We start from the raw sequence: 10,081 nt of genomic DNA on the forward strand, positions 1-10,081 counted from the left end.
TTCTGAAACAAAACTAAAACTTTTCTGAAAGTTTCCTTAAATTCAGTTTCAGTTAAGTTTCGCTTAATAAAACTTTTAGAAATGTCCTCTAGACTTGTTCCAAGCAAGTTTACCTTGTTTAATCTATGATTTATCTAAAGGAGAAATTGCTTATGAAACCCCTAGAAACAAGCTTTGAACGGATCGAAACCAAGTATATGGTTTCTAAAACAGACTTACAGGATTTAATAGAAGATTTGAAAGACTACCTCGTCGAGGACGACTATCCGACTTCGACCATTTCCAATATCTACTTTGATACAGAAGATTTTCATCTCATCCAAGACTCCTTGCAAGGTCAGCATAAGAAAGAAAAAATCCGTATGCGGACCTATCTTGCGCAGCCAAGTACTAACAGCCCCGCCTTTCTAGAAATCAAGTCAAAAGACGAAGCCGGTATCGGTCACAAGCACCGCGTCCTAGCCCAGTCAGATACCATCACCCAGCTCATCACCAAAGGTTGGGGAGCAGACCTGATCAAAGATAGCTTTCTGGTAGCAGAGGTGCAAAAGATCCGTCAACGCTACAGTGAGGCTCTCAAACCTCGTATCTATATTTCTTATGATCGTTTTTCACTAAAAGAAAAAAAGAAAATCCCAGGATTTCCCTACCAGAAAATTCGTGTCACTCTTGACCAAAACCTGACCTATCGAGATGAAAATGTCAGCCTATTTGCAGACAAGGAAGGCCTGCCTCTCTTAGAAGACGACCTGATCATCATGGAAATCAAGGCGCCTGGTGACAAACCGCAATGGCTACAGGATATCCTTGATAAATATGGGCTGGTAGAGCAAAAATTCTCAAAATACTCCTGCGCCTACCATAAATCACAAGGACTAGCCTATGCCCCACAACCTATCGGAGAAAGTGTAGGTAACGCTTATGTCTAATCTTTTTAACTCTATTTTCAACGACGCAACCGCCACTGCAGACCCCCTCCAACTCCTACTCGCCCTTGTCGTCAGTCTTTTTCTAGGACTAGCACTCAGCTGGGCCTACAAGCAACGGACTCTTTACACACGGGAATTTGTCATCAGTTTGACCCTTTTACCTTGTTTGATGACGCTGGTCATCTTCCTCGTCAATGGCAGTCTCGGAACGTCGATTGCAGTAGCAGGGACCTTTAGTCTCATTCGTTTCCGTTCTGCCACGAGTGGCTCTCGAGAGCTAATCGCTATCTTTCTAGCCATGATCATCGGTCTGGCGGCAGGGACAGGATACCTTCTCTTAGCCGTTCTCTTCACGGGCTTTATCCTAGGTATTTGGCTCCTTTTGGAAAAACAACAAAGCAAGAGCAATCACCAACGTCGTAGACTCTTGACCATCACCCTTCCCAATAAAGAAGACCGCCTAGATACTATCCAGGTTGCGCTGGATCAATTTTGCACCGAGTCTGACCTCATCTCAGTAGATACCAGCAATGCTGGTGAATCCTTGCAAACCGTCTACGAAGTCGATCTCAATCCTCAAGTAGATGATTTCCAACTGACAAGCTACCTGACAAGCAAGATTTCTCAGTGCGATGTTTCCTTGACCAAGAAAGCCAAAAAGAAGAAAAATCTATAAGACTAAAGCTCATAAAAAGAACAGCCCAAGCTGTTCTTTTTAGTTTTCTTTTACTGGGATTTCCTTGATAACTCGCGCAGGATTACCAGCTAGGACAACATTGCCTCCGAAGGATTTGGTAATCACGGCCCCTGCTCCTACAACGACGTTATTTCCTAGTGTCACTCCAGGAAGGACAATGACGCCACCTCCAGCCCAGAAATTATCTCCGATGGTGATGGGCTTGCCATATTCGACCCCTGAATTGCGTTCATCCGGATCCAGTGGATGGAGTGGGGTTAAAAACTGACAGTTGGGGCCAAGCATGGCGTTGTTCCCGATGCGAATCGGACAAACATCCAGCATGGTCAAGTTCCAATTAGAATAAAAATTTTCCCCTAGATGGATATTGACTCCATAATCGACCACCAAGCGTGGATTGACGTAGAGATTTTGTCCAGTTGAGCCAAACCAAGTCTTGATAATATCTGCTCCCTTCAAGGGATCTTCTTCCTTGTTAAAGGCAGCCTGTTTTTGGCGAGAAGCTTGTGCCAAGACACGCAACTCTGGGTCCGACGGACGGTAAGGCTCCCCTGCTATCATTTTCTGGTATTCGCTAGCCATCTTATCACCTCACACTTACTTTGGACTCATCATATCAAAAAGCCTTTGAAAGGTCAAGAATAGCCTGCTTTCTAAACTCTCAAAACCAATCCCCTCCCAAGTTAAAACAACTTGCTTGACAAAAGCTTGACTTCATGGTTTAATATACCCCATAAGGGTATATTAGGAGGTACCTATGTTTCACTTATTTACAAAAATTGACAGTATTTCTACCAGCGAGTTAGAAGCTAAACTCAGAGAACCGATTCAGCTACTGGATGTTCGGACGCCTATGGAATTCCGTAGAGGTCATATCAAAAATGCCAAAAACGTTCCTTTAACGGAAATCGGTTCTTACACACCTGCGACAAAAGAAACACTTTATGTCATTTGTCATTCTGGTGTGCGAAGCAAACTAGCTGCGAAAAAGCTTAAGAAAAATGGCTACGATGTTATCAATGTACGAGGCGGTATGAGCGCTTGGACAGGCAAGGTCATCTAGAAGCATAAAATAATTGGCTGCGCAGCCTTGAACCTAATCGAAGGTCTGAGCGACAATATCCAAGGTGTCCGCTCGAAGACGATCTGACTAAGGGCAAATAATCCCTAGATGTGAGGACAAGTGGCGAATTTCAGGAGGCGACCCAAGGTCGATACCATTCATATCTCCCTAAACGAACTAGGGGAGAGCTTGGATGAAACGGACAAGAACCAAACCTACATCCTTAGCTGCCACAGTGTTTTGCGCAGCTATATCACAGAGCGTATCCTCTAGAGGCAGGATTTACCGTCCAAAATCCTGATGGCGCTTATTCACTATATAAAATGGCTAATCCAGAAGGAGTCGAATATGGAAACGAGTATCAGCATGGCTGACTTTTATGAAAAATACCTAAATGAAAATCTAAATCTTATCGATGTACGTGAAGCGCACGAATTCCAAGCAGGACATGCACCAGGGGCCAAAAATCTTCCGTTAAGTACTTTGGAGCAAGGTTACAAAGAACTCAAACCTGACCAGGAATACCATGTCATCTGTCAAGGTGGAGTACGCTCCGCATCTGCTTGTGAATTTCTAAGCGCCCAAGACCTCACCGTTATCAATGTAGAAGGTGGTATGAATGCTTGGCCCGGTCAAGTAGAATAATGAAAAAACCGATTAAGTTCCTTAATCGGTTTTTTCATTTCTGCAACCCAATGATATAGGGCTCGTAGCCCGTCGCTTTTAAAAAACGAAACAAATTGATGGTATCTAAAAAGAGGTTGCTCATTGGTATTGGGGGAACTCATCCGTTTGTCCGATATGATTTTTTTATCGAAATAGACTTAAATACCTTTGTCTGCATTGTTTATCAATAGCAAATTAGTTTATTTCCGTTTAATCAGGTATCGGATGGCCTTTTCTAGGCGTTCCTTTTGAGCCTCGGGGTCGTCTAGTGGTTGGTTGATACAGCCTGTGAGATTTTCAGTAATGATCATCTCAATCACGCGCTCAACGCTAGATTTCACTGCTGTCAACTGCGTAACAATATCTGCGCAGTCACGATCTTCTTCAATCATCTTTTGAATCCCACGCAACTGACCCTCTGAACGTTTCAGGCGTGTTATATACTTTGAGTTTGTCATTAATTTATCCTTGGTCACTTTTTCTTCATTATATCTCGAATAAGGGGCTTTGTCAAAATTCACTTCCTGTCTGTATTTGTAGGAGGCAACCTTTTCTCTGTATCAGAAAGAAAAGATTGATAAGCATGGAAATGGAAAAGAAACTCTGTCCTCCTTGAAGCTCGATGGGAAGTCACGTTTCCTTTCAACCAACTGACCTTTATGCGTATATCTTGGACAAATTGGACAAAAAGGCTAGGATCACTATCCCATAGACTATAACTAGAGCCAGCCCAAATCCGATACCAAACCACTTGTAAAACTTGTCCATTCCGCTGTAACGTTCGACATAGGCCCTGGTCGGCTTGTCTGGATCATACCAGACCGTCAGTTCCGAATGAAGGGGGAAATGGGTCTGCATCAAGCGTTTGAAGGAAACAAAGGAGTTGCTGTAGCGAGTGATCGAAGGCGCTAGCATATCTTCTCTTGTATAGTCCTTTAAAAATTTAGTAGTCCCCCACGGAATTGTGATCGTTTTGAACATAAAATACTGCAAGGTTTTCTTATAAGCAATCCCATCCACCGTGTATTCGACGATAGGTGGATACCCCTCACGAAAACGGCTATAGCCGATAACCGTTCCCTGTACGGATGACTTGGCAAGACGGACCAACTTCTGATCTCGAAGATAGAGATAGAGAAAGGTCCCACACACAAATACAAAAGATAGGAAGATGACGATTGTCCCAACTATCAAACCAATTACTTCTTTATTCATATGAACTCCTCCTGTTATTTTATACAGTAAAATCTTAAAACTAACTCATCCAGAAAGGACATCGATGCCCTCGAGTCTACTCTTCGGATTTTTCTTTTGACTGTTTTTCTCTTAAATCTTTCACAGATTTCGATATGATATCTCTCACCTGTTCGTCAGTAAGTCCTGGAATCTGGTAATAGGGATTATTGGACTCGCTTTTTGACGGTTTTGTTCCTGAATTTTCGGTTTTAGAACTTTGTTCAGTCGAAGACGAGGATTTCGACTCTGAGGAACTGGACGACTCAGACTCAGAAGGCTTGGACGTTTCAGGCGTTTTAGAATCAACCTTAGGTGGCTTGTTTACTTGGTCGTTCGGCTGTTTCACAGGTTTATAGAATAGCCCAAAAGACAACAGCAAGGCTATCAAGATCCCAATACCAGCCAAGGTTCTTTTATTGGCTTCAGCCGAGGGAACCTTTACTCCCTTTGTACTGAGTATTTTCCATTCTGGATACTCTTTTTCTATGGCTTTTTTCTGTCTCCTAAGAGGACCAAGTAGATAATAATTAAAAGGCACAATCGTTACCATAGCCACCGTTACAAGCGGGACATAATTGGAATGACTTGATACCAGTAGAACATCGAGTATAGCGAGAAGAATGAAGAGGAAAAGCCCCACAAACTTACGAATTTGATGCTCTTTTTTGATTTGCAAATATCTCTCTTGTGACATTATCATCCTCTCTTTTCTATTTCTTCATTAAATATCACTTTCCCCTGTTCATATTTTCGCACAGCTAAGAACCAGCGGATAGGGTTGTTTTGGAATAAGAAAAGGTACAACAAGGCAGGAAAGAGACCTGCTAAAGGCGAGAAAAAGATTTGTATATCAAATGCCTCTTGCTTATTGAATGAGTCAATAGTGCCCGGAATTGCAGCAGCAAATATTACTATAGTAGTCATAAAAACTAATAGCATAACAATCATAAAAGCCAACATTTTCCCAAACGTCGCTTTTTTATCGCTGAAATTGTCCCAGAACAGATTTGAATCAACAGCTTTCGCAAACTGTTGAGAACTTGCCCCTTGAACCTGTTTCACCTCTTTATACAAGGCCTCTTCCATCATCCATATAAAGCCAAATAGGATAAAGGAAAGACAAAGAATAAAAATAGGAACCATCCCACTATTATAACGAAGGCCTGAGAAAATTGGTATTGCAACAAATCCTCCGAGTAAACCTAACAAAGAGAATATAGCAATTAAAGGAGCAATCCCCCTATTCGATCTCCTAGCCCCTTCTGTATTTAACAAGGCACTCTTATCTGCTACAAGAGCCTCTTTTGTTCGCGTATTATAGTAAACGGCCTTATCACCGCTCTGTCCAATAAAAATTATTTTTCTCATATAAAATCACCACAGTTTCCACCAATCACTATAATCAGAAACTTCAATTTTATCATAGGTTGTTGATAAAACATCACCAACCACTGGTAATGGTAATAGCGTCTCTCTCATGTTTCTAGTTCTTCTTCTCCCTAAATATCACTTTTCCCTGCTTGTATTTTCGTACGGCTAAGAGCCAGCGGATTGGGTTGTTTTGGAACAAGAGCAGTACGACACTAACTGGGACAATCGTTGCTCCGATGGGTACCATGAACATCGACGGCTCAAACCATTCATGTTCATAGTAGGGAATGAAGGTCCCAGGTATGGCAAAGAACACAACAATAACAAAAACAAATAGAAGAACGAGGATAGCAAATAGATACAAGATGATTTTATCGACTGTTGGTTCCTTATCTGGTGACTTCCTCCAAAAAGTACTACTTTCAACCGCATCTTTAAACTGTTCTTCACTTGCTGAGACAAGCGACTTAGCCCCACTGTAGAACAGTTTTTCAAATCCATAAACACTTCCGATAAAAACAAAAAGGATTGCGGCTAGATGGATCGGAATCATCCACTCACTCAATCTAAAGGGCGCTATCAAGGAACGAATCCAAATACTGATGATAGCAACTAGCAAGAAAGCAAAGAAGAGAACCCAAGGCCACTTGGATTTCTTTGAACTGATGGCACCGTCGGTTTCTGACGAGGTACTAGATTCTGTCGCTAAAGCCTCTCTCGTCTTTGTATTATAGTAGACGGATTGCTGGTTTCCTTGGCCTATATAAATGATTTTTCTCATCTTACATTTCTCCCTCTTTTCCTCGGCTATCGTTCTGTAATGTCTCCGTCAGCTCTTTGAACAGTCGTTTGCGTGTTTTCATCTGAAATTCATAGACAATATAAACAAGTGAAAAAATCCCTAACATATACATAATCAAGAACTGAAAATCAGAATGGATAAAATAGCGATAGATGGAAAATAGTATCATAAGGAAACAAAAAATCTCAACTAGGACGGTCCATCTAGATTTTCTCCTAAGTGTTTTGATATTGGCTTTTGTGAGCCGGACTTTTCTAAATCTATCTGTCTTCATGTTACGTCGAGTAGATTTGGCAAGGAGAATGGTCCCGAAAATCAAAAACAGAGACATCAAGATAAAGAAGATTAGATTAAAAGGGGATGAGACATCTCCAAAGGTTTGGTTGAGCAACTTTGACAGCCGTTGGAAGGAATAGATTGCAATAGGGGCTGCAATGGCTGAATAATTCATGCCTTGTTTTACACTGTAGAATACTTGATTCTTCAGATCATAATAGATAAAAAAATCCTCCAGAGGCCCCATACTGATTAAATTTTTTACACTTGTGTCCATCTTATTTCCCGTCTCCTAAACTCAATGCGGATATTCAACCAGAATCCTACTTTCTCTTAAAAGCATCGTGACGACGATTGCGAGTAGTCTAGCTTTTTCGGCATTTGCCTTCCTAGAGAAAGAAAAGTTTATTAGTATTATAGCATGAACCCCCAGAAAAGGGAAAATATCCCGATAGATAGATTGGCTAGAGTCAAAAAAGACTTCGTCATTTCATAAAAAGCGAACAAGTCCGCATTCTAAAAACAGAATGCGAGCTTATCCGCCTTTTTCTATGTCTCTAAAGTAAATGATGTGTTTTCCTCGTCTCATCGTGCCAAGCGAATGCGGGTCACAATCCCATCTGGGTCTACAAGATCCAGTTCACTCGAATGTAACCACTTAATCGGAGCTTCTAGCTCTTGTGCTTGCTTAACGATGTTCAGGAGTTCTTCCTTGCTTTCGATCTCAAGGACATAGTAAGCCAAACCTGGCAAGCCCGATTTGCGGGGATCTAGACCTTTTCCAGCCCATTCGTTGACAGCCAGGTGGTGATGGTACTGACCTGCCGCTATCCAACTAGCACTAGGAATGCTAAATTTATCCTCTAGCCCTAACACCTTTTGATAAAACTGGCTCGCCGCGTGGCTATCCTTAACCGATAGATGGATATGCCCCATTCTCGTCCCTTCAGCTAGGATAAAGGGATCCACCTTTTCCCCTAACTCATAGATATCCTGTGCCGCAAGGGCTTCGGTCACACCGATAATACGGCCGTCTTCTCGAATATCCCATGAAGAAACTGGCTTATCACGGTAGAGTTCAATGCCATTTCCTTCCAAATCCTCCAGATAAAGGGCCTCACTGTATCCATGATCCGCACCTCCGACCAGAGGAATACGCAAATCACTTAGGTGTTTCAGGACATCTGCCAAGGCTTTTCGTGTCGGCAACAAAATCGCCAAATGGTAGAGCCCATAATGCTCCCTTACTTCCCCAGCTTTTTCTGTCGCAATCAAGTGGACCAAGGCTTTTCTACCAAGTCCCAAAATCGCTTCTGTCTCTGTTTGAGATAAAATCTCCAAGCCAATAATCTGGTGATAAAAAGCCGTTTGAGTCGTCAAATCCTTTACATTTAAAACCGCCTCCGCTAGGTAAATGTGGCTTTGGTATGCATAAGTCATAGGGTGTCTCCTTTTTGTTGTAACTTTATATATTACATCAATTATACACTATCGAGATGAAATGTCAACGAAGACAACTCAAAAGAGCTGGAAACCAGCTCTTCTTTTTATTTGACAACAAGCTCGTAGCGAGTTTTGCTGGTGAAGGTTTGACCTGCTTTGAGAATGACTTGGTCTTTAAAGTCACTGTGAATGGCATCTGGTAAAGCCTGCGCTTCTAGGGCAATCCCATTGTGCTGCACCATTGGCAGACCAGCTATGATGACACTCTCATCCACAAAGTTTGCTGTGTAGACCACAAAGCAAGGAGCCTCTGTCTTGAAAAGCAGGAAACGACCTGAGTTTTGGTCATAAAGGAAACCAGCATTGTCATGACCTGCAGGGAGAGCAAATGGGTGATCCAAACCAGATACCAACTGGATTTGCTCATCGTCCTCCGCAAAGATATCCTTGAGCAAAGCACCATTGTAGATGTGTTTCACCACATCACGATCAGCATCTGGAGTTTTTGCTGGAACACCGTCCGGAGCGATTGGGTAAATGCCCTCCGTATTTAGCTGGAAGACATGGCGGTCAATTGTCTGCGTGAAATCACCAGATAAGTTGAAGTAGCTATGATTAGTTGGATTGACAAGCGTATCCTGATCTGTCGTCACCTTATAGCTGATTTCATAGGCGCCACTTTCTTCCAAGTGATAGCTGATCCAGATCTTGAGATTGCCAGGGAATCCTCCTGTTCCGTCTGTACGCTCTGTGTAGAGGGTCAAGCCATGGTCGCTCACTTCGACCAATTCAAACAAGCTCGCATCCCAACCTGTTGAACCACTGTGGTTACAGTTGCTGGCATTGTTGACTTCAAGATTATAGGTCTGGCCATTGAGCTCAAATGTCGCACCTGCAATACGGCCCGCTACAGGACCTACACTTGCTCCATGCTTTGGACTATTGCCTACATAGCTATCAAAATCATCAAAGCCCAAAATCACATTGGCAAAATTCCCAGCCTTGTCAGGCGTGACATAGCGCAAGATGGTCGCACCATAAGTCATAACTTCAAGCTGGTAACCACCATCAGTCTCAAAGCGATAGGCCAAGACATCCTTGCCCTCATGATTTCCAAATACACGCTCTGTGTATGCTTTCATTCTTCTCTCCTTTGATCCATTTCTCTTAAGTAAACAAACCATAGAGAGTGTTTCACCATCTATGGTTGTAGTTTCTATTTTCAGAATCCTTTGTCAGAAAACCTTAAGTATCCTCTTAACAAAAAGGAATTCTTCTATTCTTGTTTTTATGCTTCTACACGTTCAGTCCATGAAGTAGCTGTTTTTTGAAGAACCTTGTTGAGTTCATCGATGTTCTCAAAACCAGTTGTGCGTAGCCATTCACGAGCTGCTGCTTCACCGTCTTTGATGTAGGCTTCAACTGATCCAGCCCAAGTTGCACGGCCACAAAGAACACCGTTGAAGTTTGCGCCTGATTCGTGGGCAAAGACTAGTGTTTCTTGGAAGAGTTTAGCTGATACACCTGCACTCAAGTAGATATACGGCAAGTTAGTTGCTTCATCTTGCGCTTTGAAGAAGGCTGCTGCTTCTTCGCGT

Annotated in this window: 13 protein-coding genes and 2 pseudogenes; 5 read left to right on the forward strand and 10 right to left on the reverse strand. The window is 42.5% G+C overall.

Annotated elements, in window-relative coordinates; all coding sequences use genetic code 11:
- Positions 1–152 precede the first annotated feature (152 nt).
- Positions 153–929, forward strand: a complete 777-nt coding sequence (locus HMPREF8578_RS04210) for a polyphosphate polymerase domain-containing protein (protein WP_000803020.1) — start codon at positions 153–155, stop codon at positions 927–929.
- The gene (locus HMPREF8578_RS04215) at positions 922–1,605 is read left to right on the forward strand and encodes a DUF4956 domain-containing protein (protein ID WP_000067204.1); all 684 of its coding nucleotides are present in this window, start codon (positions 922–924) and stop codon (positions 1,603–1,605) included. The genes HMPREF8578_RS04210 and HMPREF8578_RS04215 overlap by 8 nt, the downstream gene beginning before the upstream one ends.
- A gap of 39 nt (positions 1,606–1,644) precedes the next feature.
- Here HMPREF8578_RS04215 and HMPREF8578_RS04220 read toward each other — a convergent pair whose 3' ends face one another.
- A complete protein-coding gene (locus tag HMPREF8578_RS04220; protein WP_000135706.1) occupies positions 1,645–2,208 on the reverse strand; it encodes a sugar O-acetyltransferase in 564 nt (187 codons plus the stop codon).
- 175 nt (positions 2,209–2,383) lie between these two features.
- On the opposite strand from HMPREF8578_RS04220, the gene HMPREF8578_RS04225 reads away from it, so the two are divergent.
- The 3 genes and pseudogenes from HMPREF8578_RS04225 (at position 2,384) to HMPREF8578_RS04230 (ending at position 3,334) form a co-directional block, all read left to right on the forward strand.
- Positions 2,384–2,689, forward strand: coding sequence for a rhodanese-like domain-containing protein (locus tag HMPREF8578_RS04225; protein WP_000468861.1), 306 nt, complete (start codon positions 2,384–2,386; stop codon positions 2,687–2,689).
- Between the two features lie 9 nt (positions 2,690–2,698).
- Positions 2,699–3,063, forward strand: a pseudogene (locus HMPREF8578_RS12710) (rhodanese-like domain-containing protein); the annotation flags it as partial.
- A complete protein-coding gene (locus tag HMPREF8578_RS04230; RefSeq protein ID WP_000450165.1) occupies positions 3,038–3,334 on the forward strand; it encodes a rhodanese-like domain-containing protein in 297 nt (98 codons plus the stop codon). The pseudogene HMPREF8578_RS12710 and the gene HMPREF8578_RS04230, both read left to right, overlap by 26 nt.
- Positions 3,335–3,555: 221 nt before the next feature.
- Here HMPREF8578_RS04230 and HMPREF8578_RS04235 read toward each other — a convergent pair whose 3' ends face one another.
- The 9 genes and pseudogenes from HMPREF8578_RS04235 to HMPREF8578_RS04275 all read right to left on the reverse strand — a co-directional run.
- Positions 3,556–3,813, reverse strand: a complete 258-nt coding sequence (locus HMPREF8578_RS04235) for a metal-sensitive transcriptional regulator (RefSeq protein ID WP_000185160.1) — start codon at positions 3,811–3,813, stop codon at positions 3,556–3,558.
- A gap of 199 nt (positions 3,814–4,012) precedes the next feature.
- The gene (locus HMPREF8578_RS04240; protein WP_001031652.1) at positions 4,013–4,570 is read right to left on the reverse strand and encodes a DUF3592 domain-containing protein; all 558 of its coding nucleotides are present in this window, start codon (positions 4,568–4,570) and stop codon (positions 4,013–4,015) included.
- A gap of 76 nt (positions 4,571–4,646) precedes the next feature.
- Positions 4,647–5,285, reverse strand: coding sequence for a hypothetical protein (locus tag HMPREF8578_RS04245; protein WP_025168808.1), 639 nt, complete (start codon positions 5,283–5,285; stop codon positions 4,647–4,649).
- A 2-nt stretch (positions 5,286–5,287) separates the two neighbouring features.
- Complete coding sequence (locus tag HMPREF8578_RS04250; protein WP_001226097.1) at positions 5,288–5,959, reverse strand: hypothetical protein; 672 nt, start codon at positions 5,957–5,959, stop codon at positions 5,288–5,290.
- A gap of 115 nt (positions 5,960–6,074) precedes the next feature.
- On the reverse strand, positions 6,075–6,743 hold the full coding sequence (locus HMPREF8578_RS04255) for a hypothetical protein (RefSeq protein WP_001226452.1): 669 nt from the start codon (positions 6,741–6,743) through the stop codon (positions 6,075–6,077).
- A gap of 1 nt (position 6,744) precedes the next feature.
- A complete protein-coding gene (locus HMPREF8578_RS04260) occupies positions 6,745–7,317 on the reverse strand; it encodes a hypothetical protein (protein ID WP_000381571.1) in 573 nt (190 codons plus the stop codon).
- Between the two features lie 308 nt (positions 7,318–7,625).
- Positions 7,626–8,480: a VOC family protein gene (locus tag HMPREF8578_RS04265; protein ID WP_000220455.1), complete on the reverse strand. Its 855-nt coding sequence runs from the start codon at positions 8,478–8,480 to the stop codon at positions 7,626–7,628.
- A 107-nt stretch (positions 8,481–8,587) separates the two neighbouring features.
- Positions 8,588–9,625 carry an aldose epimerase family protein gene (locus HMPREF8578_RS04270; RefSeq protein ID WP_000649399.1) on the reverse strand — a complete coding sequence of 346 codons (1,038 nt, stop codon included), beginning with the start codon at positions 9,623–9,625 and terminating at the stop codon, positions 8,588–8,590.
- 146 nt (positions 9,626–9,771) lie between these two features.
- Positions 9,772–10,081: pseudogene (locus tag HMPREF8578_RS04275) on the reverse strand (tagatose-bisphosphate aldolase); the annotation flags it as partial.

Origin of the sequence: Streptococcus oralis ATCC 49296, assembly GCF_000185265.1 — a bacterium.
Classification (GTDB): Bacteria; Bacillota; Bacilli; order Lactobacillales; family Streptococcaceae; genus Streptococcus; species Streptococcus oralis_BC.

What these genes read in the sequence shown, in the direction of transcription:
- HMPREF8578_RS04265 (WP_000220455.1), bottom strand. Translation starts at nt 8,480, where the DNA reads ATGACTTATGCATACCAAAGCCACATTTACCTAGCGGAGGCGGTTTTA.
- HMPREF8578_RS04210 (WP_000803020.1), top strand. Translation starts at nt 153, where the DNA reads ATGAAACCCCTAGAAACAAGCTTTGAACGGATCGAAACCAAGTATATG.
- HMPREF8578_RS04245 (WP_025168808.1), bottom strand. Translation starts at nt 5,285, where the DNA reads ATGTCACAAGAGAGATATTTGCAAATCAAAAAAGAGCATCAAATTCGT.
- HMPREF8578_RS04250 (WP_001226097.1), bottom strand. Translation starts at nt 5,959, where the DNA reads ATGAGAAAAATAATTTTTATTGGACAGAGCGGTGATAAGGCCGTTTAC.
- HMPREF8578_RS04235 (WP_000185160.1), bottom strand. Translation starts at nt 3,813, where the DNA reads ATGACAAACTCAAAGTATATAACACGCCTGAAACGTTCAGAGGGTCAG.
- HMPREF8578_RS04230 (WP_000450165.1), top strand. Translation starts at nt 3,038, where the DNA reads ATGGAAACGAGTATCAGCATGGCTGACTTTTATGAAAAATACCTAAAT.
- HMPREF8578_RS04260 (WP_000381571.1), bottom strand. Translation starts at nt 7,317, where the DNA reads ATGGACACAAGTGTAAAAAATTTAATCAGTATGGGGCCTCTGGAGGAT.
- HMPREF8578_RS04225 (WP_000468861.1), top strand. Translation starts at nt 2,384, where the DNA reads ATGTTTCACTTATTTACAAAAATTGACAGTATTTCTACCAGCGAGTTA.
- HMPREF8578_RS04240 (WP_001031652.1), bottom strand. Translation starts at nt 4,570, where the DNA reads ATGAATAAAGAAGTAATTGGTTTGATAGTTGGGACAATCGTCATCTTC.
- HMPREF8578_RS04215 (WP_000067204.1), top strand. Translation starts at nt 922, where the DNA reads ATGTCTAATCTTTTTAACTCTATTTTCAACGACGCAACCGCCACTGCA.
- HMPREF8578_RS04270 (WP_000649399.1), bottom strand. Translation starts at nt 9,625, where the DNA reads ATGAAAGCATACACAGAGCGTGTATTTGGAAATCATGAGGGCAAGGAT.
- HMPREF8578_RS04255 (WP_001226452.1), bottom strand. Translation starts at nt 6,743, where the DNA reads ATGAGAAAAATCATTTATATAGGCCAAGGAAACCAGCAATCCGTCTAC.
- HMPREF8578_RS04220 (WP_000135706.1), bottom strand. Translation starts at nt 2,208, where the DNA reads ATGGCTAGCGAATACCAGAAAATGATAGCAGGGGAGCCTTACCGTCCG.